The 16933-nt window shown below is 64.7% G+C and carries 11 protein-coding genes; 3 read left to right on the forward strand and 8 right to left on the reverse strand.

The features are described 5' to 3' along the window. Window positions 1-204 precede the first annotated feature (204 nt). Together KEC45_RS02345 and KEC45_RS02350 are read right to left on the reverse strand one after the other, a co-directional pair. Window positions 205-1371: an iron-containing alcohol dehydrogenase gene (locus KEC45_RS02345; protein ID WP_083435955.1), complete on the reverse strand. Its 1167-nt coding sequence runs from the start codon at window positions 1369-1371 to the stop codon at window positions 205-207. Then, window positions 1368-2702, reverse strand: coding sequence for an MFS transporter (locus KEC45_RS02350; RefSeq protein WP_062184730.1), 1335 nt, complete (start codon window positions 2700-2702; stop codon window positions 1368-1370). Before KEC45_RS02350 ends, KEC45_RS02345 begins: the two co-directional genes overlap by 4 nt. Before the next feature lie 335 nt (window positions 2703-3037). On the opposite strand from KEC45_RS02350, the gene KEC45_RS02355 reads away from it, so the two are divergent. Then, window positions 3038-3877, forward strand: coding sequence for a sugar phosphate isomerase/epimerase (locus tag KEC45_RS02355; protein WP_062184727.1), 840 nt, complete (start codon window positions 3038-3040; stop codon window positions 3875-3877). 170 nt (window positions 3878-4047) lie between these two features. Here KEC45_RS02355 and KEC45_RS02360 read toward each other — a convergent pair whose 3' ends face one another. The 3 genes from KEC45_RS02360 to KEC45_RS02370 all read right to left on the reverse strand — a co-directional run bounded on the left by KEC45_RS02360 (window position 4048) and on the right by KEC45_RS02370 (window position 8532). Then, a complete protein-coding gene (locus KEC45_RS02360) occupies window positions 4048-5475 on the reverse strand; it encodes an FGGY family carbohydrate kinase (RefSeq protein ID WP_062184724.1) in 1428 nt (475 codons plus the stop codon). A gap of 98 nt (window positions 5476-5573) precedes the next feature. Next, a complete protein-coding gene (locus KEC45_RS02365) occupies window positions 5574-6977 on the reverse strand; it encodes an FAD-binding oxidoreductase (protein ID WP_252171461.1) in 1404 nt (467 codons plus the stop codon). A 1-nt stretch (window position 6978) separates the two neighbouring features. Then, window positions 6979-8532, reverse strand: coding sequence for a glycerol-3-phosphate dehydrogenase/oxidase (locus KEC45_RS02370; RefSeq protein WP_062184718.1), 1554 nt, complete (start codon window positions 8530-8532; stop codon window positions 6979-6981). A gap of 65 nt (window positions 8533-8597) precedes the next feature. On the opposite strand from KEC45_RS02370, the gene KEC45_RS02375 reads away from it, so the two are divergent. Beyond that, window positions 8598-9515, forward strand: coding sequence for a LysR family transcriptional regulator (locus KEC45_RS02375; RefSeq protein ID WP_252171462.1), 918 nt, complete (start codon window positions 8598-8600; stop codon window positions 9513-9515). On the opposite strand, the gene KEC45_RS02380 is transcribed toward KEC45_RS02375, so the two are convergent. The 3 genes from KEC45_RS02380 to KEC45_RS02390 all read right to left on the reverse strand — a co-directional run bounded on the left by KEC45_RS02380 (window position 9461) and on the right by KEC45_RS02390 (window position 16055). Then, complete coding sequence (locus KEC45_RS02380; protein ID WP_062184712.1) at window positions 9461-11470, reverse strand: alpha-glucosidase; 2010 nt, start codon at window positions 11468-11470, stop codon at window positions 9461-9463. The two genes, KEC45_RS02375 and KEC45_RS02380, sit on opposite strands and share 55 nt — an antisense overlap. A gap of 452 nt (window positions 11471-11922) precedes the next feature. Further along, the gene (locus KEC45_RS02385; protein ID WP_062184710.1) at window positions 11923-14253 is read right to left on the reverse strand and encodes a TonB-dependent receptor; all 2331 of its coding nucleotides are present in this window, start codon (window positions 14251-14253) and stop codon (window positions 11923-11925) included. An 887-nt stretch (window positions 14254-15140) separates the two neighbouring features. Beyond that, window positions 15141-16055 carry a LysR substrate-binding domain-containing protein gene (locus KEC45_RS02390; RefSeq protein WP_062184707.1) on the reverse strand — a complete coding sequence of 305 codons (915 nt, stop codon included), beginning with the start codon at window positions 16053-16055 and terminating at the stop codon, window positions 15141-15143. A 106-nt stretch (window positions 16056-16161) separates the two neighbouring features. Between KEC45_RS02390 and KEC45_RS02395 the strand changes: the two genes are divergently transcribed. After that, window positions 16162-16926 carry a phytanoyl-CoA dioxygenase family protein gene (locus KEC45_RS02395; protein WP_062184704.1) on the forward strand — a complete coding sequence of 255 codons (765 nt, stop codon included), beginning with the start codon at window positions 16162-16164 and terminating at the stop codon, window positions 16924-16926. Window positions 16927-16933 lie beyond the last annotated feature (7 nt).

A 16933-nucleotide genomic window follows, 5' to 3' on the forward strand; every position in this document is an offset into this window, starting at 1 on the left:
TACGAAACCGCCCACTTCGTCACCCCGGACCTGATCCGGGGTCCACGAAGGCAAGCGTCATCCTCAAAATATGGATCCCGGATCAAGTCCGGGATGACGATGGAGAGTGAATACCCCGCCTCCACGTTTGAGACGTAGGAGAGAAGGAGACGGGGCGAGCGCGCTTAAGCAGAGCCTGCCTTTCCAGTCGATTAACCGAAGGTGTTATCCGGCCCAAACCGCCGCATAAAGCTCCGCCATCTCGTCCGCATCCGGCACCCGCGGATTGTTCGCGGGCGATCCCGACGCCGCCGCCTGCGCGCACATCGTCGGCACCAGCGCATCCCAGCGCGCCGCGTCGATACCCCAGGCCGCTGGCCCCGGCACCTCGAGCTCTCGGTTGAGCGCCGCCAACTCGTCGAGCAGCCGCGCCACCGCCGACTGATCGCCCTCGGCCTCGTCCGCCACCCCCATCGCCCTTGCGCAATCGGCATAGCGGCCGAGCGCAGCGGGCGCGGACCATGCGGTTACCGCGGGCAACAGCATCGCGTTCGACAGCCCGTGCGGGACATGGAAATGTGCTCCGATCGGACGGCTCATCCCGTGAACCAGCGCGACCGAGCTGTTCGAGAAAGCGATCCCCGCCTGCGTCGCCCCCAGCATCATCGCCTCGCGCGCTGCGGCATCCATCGGGTCGCTGCACACGCGCCGCAGATTGGGCGCGATCGCGCGCATCGCGAGCAACGCCATGCCGTCGCTGAACGGATTCGCGCGCTTCGACACATAGGCTTCGATCGCGTGCGTCAACGAATCGATCCCCGTATCGGCGGTCAGTCGCACCGGCTTGGTAAAGGTCAGTTCATAATCGACGAGCGCCGCGATGGGCAGATAGGCGAGCCCGGGGCACAGCATCTTCTCGTCGGTCGCCTCGTCGGTGATGATCGTGAAGCGCGTCGCCTCCGACCCCGTGCCCGCGGTCGTCGGGATTGCGATGATCGGCAGCCCCGGCGCATCCTGCACATGCGGCGCCTTGTAATCGGCCATCGCGCCGCCGAACTTGCCGAGCAGCGCAATCGCCTTCGCGCTGTCGAGCGGGCTGCCGCCGCCGAAACCGACGACGCAGTCGTGATCGCCTTCAAGCAGGAACGTCACTCCCGCATCGACCGAAGCGATCGTCGGGTCGGGCACCGTATCCGCAAACACCCGCGCGGCGATGCCAGCCGCCGCCAGCCCATCGGTCAGTTCATCGACGCGCCCGCTGCTCATCAGCCAGCCATCGGTGACGATGAGCGGACGCGACAGGCCCAGCGCGCCCAGCACCTCGGGCAATTGCTTCGACGCACCACCGCCGATGCGGAAGATGCGGGGCAGGGCAATGCTTGCGATACTCAACTCACCATCTCCTCGCGGATCGAGCTGCGCGCCATCCAGAACAGCGCCGACGCCACCGCGCCGAACATGATGAAGATCATCAGCGACCAGCGCACGCCTTCCGCCGACCCTAGCCCCATCGGTCCGCTGATAAAATCGCTAACCACGCCGACCCCGAGCGGGCCGAGCCCGAGCCCGAGCAGATTGATGATGAACAGCAGCACTGCCGACGCGGTCGCGCGCGTCTGCGGCCGCACCAGCCCCTGCACGGCGGCAAAGCCCGGGCCGTACCATAGCGTGTTGAGCACCGGCGGAAAGGCGAACATGATCAGCGCGAACACCGCCGAATCCGCCATCAGCCCGGCGATGTAAAAGGGGATGCCGAGGAAGGTCGAAACCGCCGGGATCGCGACATAGGCGCGCAGATCGCGCGCGCCATATTTGTCGGCGAGCTGTCCGCCCATCCAGGTCCCGAGCGCGCCGGTCAGGCCCAACACGATGCCAAGGGCGACGCCAAGAAAGCCCGTCAATCCCAGCCCGAAACCGCCCGCGATCACCGTCAACTCCTCGGCATGATTGCGAAAGAAGAAGGGGGCGAGGAAGGCCGCGGCACCATAGCCGATGAATGCCTTGATCGCCGCGGCAAAGGCGATCAGCCAGAAGGTGCGCTTGCCGCGGATCTCGGTCATCGCAGTCTTGAAGTCGGGCCGCGCCGCCTTGAGCGCCGCCAGGTCGCCGTGCATCTGCCGTCGCGGTTCCTTCAAAGTCGTCCACGCAATGATCGCCATCAATACCCCGGGTGCGCCCGCGAACAGAAATGCCGTGCGCCAGCCGTAAGCATCGGCAATCAGTCCGCCCAGCGCGAGCCCGAGCAGCCCGCCGAGCGGAATACCGAGCGAGTAATAGGCGAGCGCCGAGGCGCGTTTCTCCTTCGGCGTATAGTCGGTGATCAGCGAATGCGCGGGCGGCGTACACCCCGCCTCGCCGATCCCGACCCCGACGCGGCAGAGCACGAGCTGGAAGAAATTCTGGGCAAAGCCGCACGCGACGGTGAACATGCTCCACAGCCCCGCCGCGACCGCAATGATCCGCGGCCGGTCGCCAGTCTCGGCAAAGCGCGCGATCGGAATACCGAGCACGGTATAGAAAAGCGCGAACGCGAGCCCTGTCATCACGCCGAGCTGCCAGTCGGCGAGGTGCAGCTCATTCTTGATCGGCTCGGCGAGGATCGAGACGATCTGCCGGTCGAGGAAATTGAGGATATAGATGATCAGCAGCACCGTCAGCGCGTAGCGACGGTACGCCGGGGACACCGGCCTGATGATCGGCGGGGCGGGGGCTTCGTTGATCATCTCATCCTCTCACTTTGTTTTTATCGGTTCACGCGGAGACGCGGAGTCGCGGAGAAGATTTTCGCGCAGAGACGCAGAGAAGGGGAAGGGCGGCAAGCCGCCACCCTGTCTCCGTGTCTCCGCGTCTCCGCGTGAACCAAATCTCTGCGCCCCTGCGTGAATCCTATCCGCTTCTTCGTCACCCCGGACTTGATCCGGGGTCCCGCTTTCCGCCTCTGGCCGCAAAAAGCGGGATGGCGGGTCAAGCGCGGCATGACGACGTGTTGATTTGCTCCGCGCCCAATTGACTCCCCTCTCCAACCCGATATGACAGCGTTGTCTGAAAAGGAAAGCCATTGCCCGAACTGCTCGTTCTTCAATCGGTCTGGGGCCTCGACAAATGCCCCGGTTTCGACATCGAAAGCCGCCTCGACGAAGCGCTCGGCCAGGTCGTCGCCGCGGGCTTCGACGGCGTCGGCGTCAACCTCGCGCGCACCGCGCGCACCGACGGGGTCGCGCGTGCGATGAACCCGCTCGGCCTCGCATGGGAAGGGCAGGTGCTCGTCCATGACGCGGGTCAGCTCACGCACTGGATCGCCGAAGCCCACCGCCTCGGCGCGCATCACCTCAACGTCCAGATCGCTGGCCCGACCGCCGATTTTCGCGCCGCGCTGCGCCTGATCGACAGCCTCGTCGCCGCGGCGAAGGACGCGCCGCTCCCCGTCTGGTTCGAAACCCACCGAGGCCGCCTCACCAACGACCTGCTCTTCACGCTGCAATTGCTCGACGAACGCCCCGGATTTCCGCTCACCGCCGACCTGTCGCATTATCCGGTCGCGGGCGAGATGGAGTTGCCGTTGCGCGACGACCAACTCGCCGCGATCGAAACGATCCTGCAGGGCAGCCATAATTTCCACGGCCGCGTCTCGACGACGCATCAAGTCCAGGTCGCGCTGGACGCGCCCCAGCATGCCCGTTGGCTCGACCAGCATATCGCCTGGTGGCGCCGCGGTTTCGAACTGTGGCTCGAACAGGCACGCGACGGCGACGCGCTGACCTTCATGTGCGAACTCGGCCCGCCGCCCTACGCGATCACCGCGCCCGACGGCAGCGAACTGACGAACCGCTGGGACGAGGCGCAACGGATGCGCGATATCGTGCGCGGGCTGTGGAGCGAGGTGAGCGGGACCGCATAAGGCTCCCCTCCCTGAAAGGGAGGGGCTGGGGGTGGGTGCGCGCGTCTGCGCGCCGGAAGAAGTAGCAGCCGTCGCGCCTGAAAAGCATCGGCCGGGGCGTCGAGCCCCGCCCAATGCTGGACCCACCCCTGGCCCCTCCCTTTCAGGGAGGGGAAGAGAGTGGAATTGCCTCACACCATCACCATATCCCGCCAGCGCGCGAACGCCGCATCGGCTTCATCGCGCCCGACCTTCGGCAGAAACTCCGCATCATAGCGCGCCAGCCGGTTCAGATCGCTTGTCCCGAACAACCCCGCACCCATGCCCGCCGCCAGCGCCGCGCCATAGGCACTCGCTTCGCGCACCGCATGACGTCGCACCGGCCGCTGCAACGCGTCGGCCTGCAACTGCAACAATGTGTCGCTCGCCGACAATCCGCCGGCAACGGGCAAGGCTTCGGGCACCGGCAAGGCACCTGCGATGACATCGGCAATCTCGCGAAAGCGAAAGGCGATGCCCTGCAACGCCGCACGCGCGACCTGTCCCGGTCCGTCGGCAAAGCTCAACCCCGCGATCAGCCCGCGCGCGTCGAACTTGCCGTGCGGCGCGCCCATTCCCGCGAGCGACGGCCGGACCACGACATGCCCTGCGTCGGCGACCGATGCCGCCGCGGCTTCCATCGCTGCGGGCGAAGCGAACAGCCCCAGCCCGCCGCACAGCCATTCGATCAGCGATCCGGTCGTGATCACCATCCCCTCGACGCAAAATCGCGCCTCGCCGCCCGCGAACGCCAATGCCTCGGCGGGCATGCTGTTGTGGATCGTCTCGGGCACATCACCGGTCCCCGCCATCAGCACGCCCGACGTGCCATAGGTTGCTTTCCAGTCGCCGCGCCCCAGCGCGCCATGCGCGACCATCGCCGCCTCCTGGTCGGCGATCAGCGCAGTGATCGGGACGCGCGCGCCGAGCACCGCCGGGTCGCTCTCGGCAACGGGGCCCCAGCTCTCGACCTGCGTCGGAAACATCGCCGCGGGCAGGCGCTGGTGCGCCAGCAACGCCGCGTCCCAGCCGCTGCCTTTCGCATAGTCATAATAGCCGGTCAGCCACGCCGCCGACGCATCGGTGACATGCGCGCCGCTCAGCTTGAAGGTCAGCCAGCTATCGAGTGTGCCCCATTGCAGATCGTCGGGATTACGCCCCGACAGCGCGATCGCTGCGGGCAGTTTCGCCGACGGCACCTGCGGCCAACCGGTGAAGCCCGCCGCGCGCAGCGCCTTAAACTCGTCCATCCCGCGCAGATCGCTCCACACCAGCATCGGCGCGACCGGCTCGCCTGTCGCGCGGTCCCACAGGATGATGCTCGCGCGCTGCGTCGTCACGCCGATTGCGGCAACATCGGCAATGCTCCGCCCCGCAGCGGCGAGCGCACCGTCGATTACCGCGCGGCAGATCGTCCAGACCTCGGCGGCATCCTGCTCAACAAAGCCGGGGGACGGGAAGCGGCTGGCGATCGGCCTTTTATCAACGCCCAACACCATCCCCGCCGCATCGACAAGCATCGCCCGCGCCCCCGTCGTACCCGCGTCGAGCGCAAGGAGGAGGTGGCCGTGGCTACTCACACCGCGCTCCCACTATCGTCATTGCGAGCGAAGCGAAGCAATCCAGAGTGCGCGTAACCGCTCTGGATTGCTTCGCTTCGCTCGCAATGACGACGCATTTACACATCGGGTATCAGATTCCCCGGATTCATAATTCCCACGGGATCGAGAGCCTGCTTCAATCGCCGCAGCAACGCCACGCCATTCTCGCCCAGATCATGGTGCAGATACGGCTTGCGAAGCCGCCCCGCGCCATGATGGTGCGCGACCCCGCCGCCATGTTTCGCGGTCGCTTCCATGATCTCGCGCCAGCCGGCGAAATAGGCGGGCTCCATCTGCGCGCTGTCCTCGAACGTTGCGGCAAAGCTGAAATAGAGGTTGATTCCCGATCGATAGACATGGCTGCTGTGCGCCGACGCGTTGATCACGCCAGGAATTTCATTCAGCGCCGCGATGCTCGCATCATAAATTGCGCCAATTTCGCTCCAGCGCCCCGAAATCTCGACCGTGTCGGCGACATAGCCGCGCTCGAACATGTCGCGCCAACTCGGCACATGGTTGCGCTTTTCGATCCACTGCTTCGCCGCCATCGGATCGCCCGCTTCGAGCCCCGCGCCCGCGCAAATCTCGTGCATCGCCGCCAGTTCGGCGTCGACACGCGCTTTCGGTCCCTCATGCACCATCAACAGCATCGCCTTGCCGTCACGTTCATAGTCGCGGAACAATCGCCGCACTTCGCGCCCGTCATATTGGCGCATCACCGGCGGGCGCCAGTCGGCTCGGACGATCTGCCGCTGCGCTTCGAACCCGGCGCGCATGTCGTTTGCATAGAAGATGCTGTAATCGCGGTGCGGCGCCTTGGCGCGCAGCGAGAAGGTCACCCCGGTGATGACACCCATCGTGCCTTCGGCGCCCATCAGCAGATGGCGCAGGTCCGGCCCTGCCGCGGCGCGCACCGCCTTGCCCAGCGTCACCAGCTCGCCATTCGGCAGCACCGCCTCGATCGAATGGATGATATCCTCGATATTGCCATAAGCCGTCGAAAATTGCCCCGACGCGCGCGTCGCGACCCAGCCGCCGACGCTGCTGATCGCGATCGACTGCGGCCAGTGGCCGATCGTCAACCCATGCGCCGCGACCGCCTCTTCGGCCTCCATGCCGTTGAGCCCCGCATCGAAGCTCGCGAGCAGATCGTCGCTGTCGATATAGCGCACGCGCTTCATGCCGCTCATGTCGAGCAGGATCGCTTGTGGAGTCGGTTCGATCCCGCCGCAAACCCCGCTACCCAGGCCGAACGGGATCAGCGGCACGCGCTTCTCCGCGGCGAGCTTCACGATCTTTTGCACATCGTCGACCGACTGCGGCCGCACGACGCAACCCGGCGCGGCGACGGCTTCGCCGCGCCAATCGCGCAGATGCTTGACCGCCCATTGGTCGTAGCGCCGTGTGTTCAGCGTATCGGCATCGCTCGCGACGCGGTCGGCGCCGATCGCGCTGGCCAGAGCTTCGGTTATCGAACGCATTTCACTCTCCCAAAAGCCTGCGGCTCGCATCGTTGATGGCTCGGCAATGCGCGATTTGCGCTGCCGTCATCGCGTCATCCCAGCCAAGCAGCGCACCCATCGCCTCGGCGGCGGGCGCAAGCGCCGCAAGACCCGCACCCTCATCAAACCACGCCCGCGCGCTGCGGCGCACCCAATAATCCTCGAGCGTCGCCGCGCCCTCATGCGTGACCGCGCGCCTCGCCTCGGCCGCGACATCGCCGCCCGCGATGACGATTTCGTTCGCCTCGTCGCCATAGAGCCCGGCCAACCGTTCGGCGGCGAGCGGATCGAGCCCGTCCAGCCTTGCTGTGCGCGACCCGCCGGGCAGCGGCGCATCGGCGGTCGCACAGTCCTGCGCGGTCTGGCCCAACCGTTCGACCGCCAGATCGACGACGCGCTCGGCCATCGCGCGATAGGCGCTGAGTTTCCCGCCCGCGATCGAGATCATCCCGCTCGGCGAGGTCCAGATCTCGTCCTTGCGCGACACCTCGTTCGCCTTCTTCCCCGGCTGCGCGATCAACGGGCGAACCCCCGACCATAGCGACACGATTTCGGCATCGCGGATCGGATCGATGGTCAGCGCCGCCTCGGTTGCGCGCAGCAGATAGTCGATGTCCTCGCGCGTCGGCGCGGGCCAGTAATCGGCGCCATCATGAAACACATCGGTCGTGCCGATATAGGTGAAGGCGCCGCGCGGCACCGCGAAGATGCTGCGCTTGTCGGGGGCGCGGATGATGGTCGTTGCTTCAATCGGCAGGCGCGCGCGCGGCAGCACCAGATGGATACCGCGGCTCATCGACATGCGCGTATCGCTTTCGCCCGCTTCGAGCCCGCGCACCGCATCGACCCATGCGCCCGCGGCATTGACCACCAGCTTCGCCTTGATGCGCGCGCCCAGATTGTCGCCCAGCGTCGAGGTCGCGACCAGCCCGTCGCCGGTCAGGTCCGACGCCGCCGCATGGTTGATCACCACCGCCCCGGCGCCCTGCGCGCTGCGGATATTGGCGAGAACCAGCCGCGCATCGTCGGTCAGAAATTCGGGATAAAGCACCGCGCCGTTCAGCCGCTCGGTGCGCATCAGCGGCTCGCGCCGCTGCAGTTCGGCGAGTCCGATCACTTCATGCTTCTCGGCCTCGGGAACCCCGCCCAATTTCTCGAAGGTCCATAGTCCCGTCCGCAGCTTCGCGGTCATCGCCATGTTCGTCGTCGGGATCAGAAAGGGCGACAGCCGCGTCAGATGCGGCGCGATCCGGCGCAATATCTGCCGCTCCGACGCCGCTTCCTTGACCAGCGCAATATCGCCCTGCGCCAGATAGCGCAGCCCGCCATGGATCATCTTCGACGACCGGCTGCTCGTCCCGCTCGCATAGTCGCGCGCCTCGACCAGCGCGACCGACAGCCCGCGCATCGCGGCATCGCGCGCAATCCCCGCGCCGGTGATCCCGCCGCCGATCACAGCAAGATCGAAGCTGCGCGATTCCAGCTCGGCAAAGACCTGCGCACGGCGGCGCGCATCGAGCGACATGCTGTTCATGCGCTCACGCTAAGCGCATCACAGGTGCATTGGTATTGCATAATGGGAATGATATGGTGCGGTCCATGAACCTCCGCCGCCTTCGCCATTTCGACACGCTCTACCGCCTCGCTAGCTACGCGCGCGCCGCCGACGAACTCGGTCTCACGCAATCGGCGCTCACGCGCTCGATCCAGAAGCTCGAGGAAGAGCTTGGCGCGACCTTGTTCGACCGAACGACCCATTATGTCCGCCCGACCAGCGACGCCGACCGCCTGATCCGCTCCGCCCGCGACGTCATCGCCGCGTCGGCGAATCTCGAACAGGAAGCGCGCGGGCTCGGCCATCCGACCAGCGGCACCGTCGCGGTCGGCAGCGGCCCCTATCCGCTGCAACCTTTGCTCACCGACACGATCGCGCGCTTTGCCGCCGCGCACCCCGGCGTCCGCGTCACCGTGACGGGCGGGCCGTCGGAGCAGCTTCTCGAAACGCTCGTCGACCGTCGTCTCGATCTGGTTGTCTGCAACCGCGCTAAGTTCGCGGCATCCGCCCACGCCGACGAAGTGCTGTGCATCCCATTGCCGCCCGAGCCACTCATGCTCGTCTGCGCGCCCGATCATCCGCTCGCGAAGGGGCAGGGCGAAAGCGCCGATTTCCCCTGGGCGCTCCCGCGTCCCGCGCCGGGCAGCAATCTCCCGCGCGCGCTGCGCGCCCGCTACGCCGCCGGGCAATTTCCCGATTATGAGCTCGATTCGACCGCTGCGTGCCTCGACATGGCCAAGAGCGGCCGCGCGATCACTGTCGTCCCGCGCGCGCTCGCCGCCCGCTCGGAACTGCACCAGATCGCGCTGCCAGCGTCCGAAGTCACGCGCGACGCGATCCACCTCCTCCGCAATCGCAGCCGCAGCGCGCTCGTCGCCGCTTTTGTCGCAGTGCTGCGCGAGGTCGCTCAGGCCGATACGATCGCGTCGAACAGCGCCGCGTCGGCCGAACCCGCACGGTAGAACACCGGCGGCTGCCCGAACGGCGCCGCGACCGTCACATCGCTCCCGCCGACATAGCGCCGCCCCGACCAGACATGCACCCAGTCGGCCCCCGCGGGCAGATAAGTCGTCCACTCGCTTTTCCCCGCCGCGATCACCGGCGCGACGAGCAGGTCGGGGCCGAGAAGATACGACGTCTGGATCGCATAGGTCTCCGCGTCGTCCTCGAAATGCAGGAACAGCGGCCGCTGCACCGGCAACCCCGTCTCCGAAGCCTCCTTCGACAACCGCCGCAGATAAGGCGCCAGATGCGCGTAAATCCGCGTCATCTTTGCGAAATGCGCGAGCAGCTCGGGATCGTCGTCATATTGCGCATTCTGCCGCGGCCGATTGCCCTCATGCGTCCGCATCATCGACGTGAACGCCGACATTTCGGCCCAGCGCATCGCGAGTTCGGCATCGCGTGTCGTGTCGAAGAGGCTGGTGTATCCGCCGCAATCGCTATGATGATGCGCATTGCCGAGCATCCCCGCCGACAGCGCTGCACAGATCACCGTGCCGATCCCGTCGTGTCGGCCGAAATCGACCGCCTGGTCGCCCGCCCACAGCATCGGGCAATGGCCTTGCACGCCCGTCGCGCCCGACCGCATGAAAACCATCGTCTCGCCCGTCGCGCCGCGCCCCGCAACGCCCTTGGCATTGACCTCGCCCCAAAGCGCAGGCCAGCGATTGTGCGCGGTCATCCCGCTTTCGCCATTTGCCAGCCGCACGTCGACGGGCAGATATTCGCCAAAGTCGGCCATCCAGCCCGACAGTCCGAAATCGATCATCTTCTCGCCGATGATCGTATCGGCGAACCACGCCGCCGCCGCCGGATTGGTGAAGTCGACATGGCCGCAATCGAACTCGCCAAAGTCGATCACATAGGGCTCATCCTTCGTCGGATGCATCACCATGAAACCCTGCGCCGCCGCCTCGGCATAGAGCGGGCCGTCGACCGCCAGATAGGGATTCACATAGCCGAGAAAGCGAATGCCGCGCTCTTTCAGCTCGGCAATCCGCGCGGGCAATTCGGGATAACGCTCGGCATTCCACTGCCAATCCCAGAACAGCCGGTTGCCGAAGCTGGTGATGCGCAGCCCGACCCAATCCTCGCACCACAGCCCCGATACCGCGACCCCGGCATCCTCATAGATCTTCAATCGCGCAAAGCTGTTGTCGCCATCCTTCAACCCGATGACCGCGCCTTTCAGCAGCCATTCGGGAAGTGGCGGCTGGCGCCCGAAGCGCTCCGACAGCGCCGACACCAGATCGGCAAAGCGCGGCCGCGCCCATAATTCAACCTGCGCGGGAATTTCCCACATTTCGACTTCATGAAAATCGGCGGCGCGAAAATCGAACGCCGCATAGGCAAAGCTGTCGATATGCAGCGCATAGCGCCGCGAACTGACAAAGGTCGGCTGCGGATAATTGGTGTGCGCATAACTGCCGCCGCCGCCCTTGCGATGCGCCTCGACCTGTTTGAACAAGGGCGATGCCGGATCGCGGCCGACGCCGGGTTCGCTCGACCACAAAGGAAAATGCCGCCCGCGCAGGTCGAAATAAGAGAATTGCTCGCCGCCGCCCCACACATGCTCGCCCGCCTCGGCGGCAACGCGCAGCCACAATCGGTTGAGCGTCGGGTCGAGCGCCTTCAACGCGATCTTCGCATTGTCGCCTTCGCCCGACAGCGTCGCTTCGAGCAACCAAGGCGCCCCCGCATTCTCGGCAAAACGCACGACGTCGCCCGCCACTTCGACATGATCGAGCGCGATCCGCTCGATCACCTCTTGGCGCACATCGAAATGGCCCAGCTTCGAATGAACATGCGGCTCACCGCGCCCGATGAAGAAACAGGGCGCGCCTGCCTTGTGCGAAAGGATCGTCTGCCCGCCGAGGCGAAGCGCAAAACCGGTGTCGAGCACATCAAGCGCCATGGGGGAGGATCCTTTTTTTTACGCCGCCTATCAACCCCACATGTCGCCCCCGCGAAGGCGGGGGCCGCTCGAAGTCGAACACAGCGGCCAAGTTTCAAACCAACAACGGCCCCCGCCTTCGCAGGGGCGACCTATTCATTTCGCGCGCAGAGACGCAGAGATTTTTGGTTCACGCGGAGACGCGGAGACGCGGAGGGTTTGGGAATAGAGCGTGGCTCAATTGTCCACCGTCGCGCGCGCCCCTTTCGTCACCCCGGACTTGATCCGGGGTCCCGCTTTTCACCGTCGCTGAGCGGGATCCCGGATCAAGTCCGGGATGACGAAGAGAAAGAAACTTCTCCGCGTCTCCGCGTCTCCGCGCGAAATTCTTCTCCTCTGTGCCTCTGCGCTAATATTCTTCATAAAAACCCCCGCCGCCTTGGCTAGCGACCCACGGCGGGGGCAGGGGATGTTCAGAAATTCATCCGCGCGGTGACACCGAAATAACGCTCGGCATCGCGCGGGGTGATCTGGCGCATGAACGACGTGCCGTTCGGGATGCGCTGGATCACGAACTGCTTGTCGGTCAGATTCTTGACGATGAACGACAGGCTGTATTTGTCGTCGTCGGTGCTCACCTTCACGCCCGCATCCCAGATCGCATAGGCGCCCTGGAACGCATTGGGGTTCTGGTTGATGTCGAACTGGGTGCGGCTCTGATAGACGAGCGAGCTGTTCAGATCGACGTTGAACCCGTCGATATTGAGCGGCAGGCGCCAGTCCATCGTGACCGTGCCCTTATATTTCGGGGCGAAGGGCAGGGGCTTGCCGTTGATCGCATCGGCACAGGTCACCGCGGCGCCCGGCGGGCAGATGAACTGGTTGATGTGCGCATCGGTATAGTTGAAACCGCCCGACAGCGAGAAATCGTCGGTGATCGCGGCGTTGAAGTCCATTTCGATCCCGCGCGTCGACACCGTGCCTGCATTGGTCAGACGCGTGACGACCTGACCCGCGACGATGTCGAGGAAGTTCGCCTGATAATTGTCATATTTGGCATAGAAGCCCGCGATGTTCAGCGTCAGGCGGCGGTCGAACAACCGCGTCTTCAGGCCCACTTCGTAGGCATTCGACTTTTCGGGGTCGATGCGGCCGGTGTCGCGCGCCAGCATGTTGAAAAACACGTTGAGCGCCGGGCCCTTATAGCCGCGCGTATAGGTGGTGTAGGCGATGATATCATCGGTCAGGTCGTACTGCAGGCCGGCATTGCCCGACCAGCCATTGTCCTTGATCGAGCCCGCCGAAGCGAAGGCGGGGTTCACGCCCGTGAACGCCGCCGTCTGCGTCGACCGGCGCGCAAAGTCATAGCTGACCTTGTCCTCGGTATAGCGCAGACCCAAAATGCCGCGGAACGCGTCGGTGAAATTGAGCGTGCCCTGACCGAACGCCGAATAGCTCGTCAGCTTGGTCGTGAAATCGGCGTTGCCCTCGTTGGTCGTATAGGTCGACGATCCGGCGGCGCAGGGCGTCAGCCCGCCGACGGTCGGAAGCGTCGAAGCGGTGCAGGCGGTCACCGTGCGGTTGAAGAAATCGACTTCCTTCGTGTGGTAATAATAAAGGCCTGCGACATATTCGAAGAATTGCGGGTTCGCCGACGCGATGCGCAATTCCTGTGTGAACTGGTCGAATTTCAGGTCGCCGCGATCGTGCGAGCGGACGTCGCCTGCGGCCGTACCGGTGTTGACGTAACGCGGCGCATCCGACCGGAAATCGCCGTCGCGCTGCTGGAAGTTGTACCAGTGACGATAGGCGGTGATCGACGTCAGCGTGACGCCGCCCAGGTCGAGATCGATCTGACCCGAAACACCGCTATTCTTGTCCTTGGTATAGGGATCGAGGTCGTTGTCGATATCCTTGTTCTTGCCGTCGAGCGTCAGCGGCGCGAGGCTCGGGATGAACACCGCATTGTTGAATGCCGAGGAAAAGACGGTTCCGATGCTGTCGGCGAACCCATTGTCGCTATTCTTCGAATAATCGGCGATCAGCGTGATCTTCAGGTTATCGGCCGGCTCGGCGATCAACTTGCCGCGCACGCCCCAATGTTCATAACCGTTGACCTTATGGTCGTTGAAGACGTTGCGGGCGTTGCCGTCATATTGCGACCAGAAGCCGGTGAGCGAGGCGCGAATACCGTCGCCGATCGGGCCGCCGATGCTGCCGCGGATGCGATATTCATTGCCCTCGTACCAGGCCGCGTCGACATAGCCGCCCAGCTCGTTGCCGGGTTCGCGCGACACGATGTTGATCACGCCGGCGCTGGCATTCTTGCCGAACAGGCTGCCCTGCGGGCCGCGCAGCACTTCGATGCGCTCGACGTCGAGGAAGTCCGACGTCTGCTGGCCGGTGCGCGCATAGACGACGCCGTCGATCACGGTCGAAACCGAAGGCTCGACCCCCGACGAGAAGCTGATCGTGCCGACGCCGCGGATCGAGAGAGCGGAGTCCTTGTTGGTGTTGCCCTTGCGGAAGGTCAGCGTGGGCACGCGCTGGAAAAGCTGTTCGGCCGAATTGACGTTCGAGCGTTCGAGCTGTTCGCCCGACACGACCGAGATCGCGACCGGCACGTCCTGCAGATTCTGCTCGCGCTTCTGCGCGGTGACGATGATGTCCGTCGATGCGAAGGGCGCGTTGGCTTCGGCCGGGGCCTGCGCGGCCGCGTCTTGGGCTGCGGCGGGGGCAGCGATCATCGCCATTCCCAATGCCGTCGTGATTGTCAGATAGGCTTTGGCTTTCGACGAAACCATATTCAGATCCTCCCTTGATGCGCTGCCGTTCGGTATGTCAATTAATTCAATTGACAATCTCGAGCCGACCCATGCGCGCTATTATTTTTGTGGTCCAATAGAGAAATGTCGCGATGCCATGTCCATATGCTATGGCTTGCAGGACAGTGCGAGGAACTGGCTATGCGCTCGGGCTCGCGTGTCGGCCTTGTCATCAGCAACCTTTCCCTTGTCGTGACGGATCGCGCGTCCGCTTCGACATCAGGCCGCGAACTTATGTCGCTCGCAGCCACGAATCGGCTGAAAGGCGCCATTGCCCACCAGCCGACCTAGGGATGCGCGTCAAAATCATTGCAGTCTAATCGAGAAATGTCGGTATATTATGTCCAAATGCTATGACTTGAGCATGGTCCGTCGGTGACGGGTTGCCGACTTCCCCATCATCGTCACCCTCGAACGCGACACGTGGCTCGTTCGACTTGATCCGGGGTCCCGCTTGAAGTCGAAACCAGTGGGCGCCTCAAGAAGCGGGATCCCGGGTCACGCCCGGGACGACGGAAGTGGGGACGGGGTGTCCGCTCCCCAATATAAAACAAATACCGCCTTCAATTAGGTCTTTCCTACATTATTCGGCCGTGTCAGCCTTCATCCGGCTCTTTCATTCGGTGAACAAAAAGGTGGTCGCTGCCCTGATTGCGGGTACGACCATGATCGGACGTGCCTCGCACATCCAGCACGCCGCGACTTGCAAATCGGCGCGCTCATAGGGCTGAACTTTCCTGAACTTTGGAATATTGCGCGGCCCTTGCGCCGACCCGATCCGGATCCAGCCGGGCGATGTCCAAAGAGGGCAGCGACAGCTCCCCACCCCAAACCCGACACGCACAGGCCCACCGGGGGTGCCCCCCCTATTGCAACGCCACCACGCGCTTAACATGCGCCAGACACGCCTCGGTCTCGCGCGCCACATCGGCGTTCAGCCACGCAACAATCTCGGGCGTCGGCCCGATATCGGGCTCCAGCAGCGCGAAATCGAGCGTGACGGGCGGCGAAATCGGGCGCACCGCGACCCCCAGCCGGTGAAAGCGCGGGGCGCTGAACGGCTCGGCGATCGTCACGCCCAGCCCGGCTTCGACGAAGGCATATAATATCTGCGAATGCTGCGTCTCCAGCCGCCGCGATACGCTGATGCCCGATGTTTCCAGCGCGGTGTCGATCCCGGTCCACAGCGCGTCGGCTTCGTGCATCGGGCCCACAAACTCCTCGCCCGCCAAATCCGATATCGCCAGTCGTTCGCGCGCGGCGAGGGGGTGGTTGGCGGGCAGGATGCACACATATTCGGCGCGCGCGAGCGGCGTCGACCTGATGCCCTCGCGTCCCTGCATATCGACCCCGACGCCCAGGTCGGCCTGTCCCAGGAACACGCGCTCCTCGATCGCGCGTTGCCCAAGCGATTCGACGATGATCTTGATGTCGGGATAGAGGATGCGAAAGCGCGCGATCACCGCCGGCAGGATCGCCATCGCGATCGCCGCCAGCGCCGCAATCCGCACCGTGCCGACCGGGTGCGCGCGAATGCGCCGCGCCGCCTGGTCGAGCAGGTCGAGCCCCGCATAGCTTCGCCGCACCGCTTCATACAGCGCCTGCGCCTGCGCCGTCGGATGCACGCGCGCGCCGCGGCGGTCGAACAGGCGAAATCCGACCGCGCGCTCCATGTCGGCGATCAGCCTGCTGACCGACGGCTGGCTGATATTCAGCATCGTCGCGGCGGCTGTAATGCCCCCGCTCATCATAACGGCGCGAAACGCCTCGACCTGTCTCATTCGCATAGGTCATAGTATAGACGTATGATTGCTGGATGCAATTCGATTGGATGCGATGGACGATGTTACGCTACGTGGCACCTTAGACAACATCGGGAGAGTGAAGATGGATTTCTCGGCCCAGCGCGAACAATTCGCCAACGAAGGCTATGCGGTCTTCGAACGCATCCTCGAAGGCCCACTGCTCGACCTGCTCCGCGAAGAATGCGGCCGGGTGATCGACCGCGAGGATGCACGGCTCGACAGCCTCGGCGTCGAGGTCGACGGCATCAGCCACAAGGGCAAGCGCTATTTCGCCGGCGAATGCCAGCGCCAACAGCCGGATCTGCGCAAGATGCTGTTCAGCGAAACGATGGCCGATATCTGCCGCGCGACGCTCGGCGACGATGCCTATTTCTTCTACGATCAATATGTCGTGAAGGGCGCCAGCGAAGGCATGCCGTTCAGCTGGCACCAGGATTCGGGCTATGTCGTCGGCAACGGCGGCCCCGCCGATCACAAGCCGTACCTCACCTGCTGGTGCACGCTCGACGACACGACGGTCGCCAACGGCACCGTCCGCATCCTGCCTTTCTCGCAGGCGCCCGATACTCGCAACGGCATCGTCCCGCACATCCGCCAGCCGGGCAGCAACGACCTCGTCGGCTATACCGGCGACAGCGAGGGCGTGACGCTCGAAGTCCCCGCGGGCAGCGTCGTCGCTTTCTCCAGCCTCGCGCTCCATGCGACCGGATCGAATTCGACCCCGAACATGCGCCGCGTCTACCTCGCGCAATATTCGCCCGAACCGATCCTCAACCCCGGCACCAACCATCTCCGCCGCAACGCGATCGCTTTCCTGCGCGGCGGCAGCCAGGTGACCTTCAACTGAAGGAGGA

Source organism: Sphingopyxis sp. USTB-05 (assembly GCF_023822045.1).
Lineage (GTDB): Bacteria > Pseudomonadota > Alphaproteobacteria > Sphingomonadales > Sphingomonadaceae > Sphingopyxis.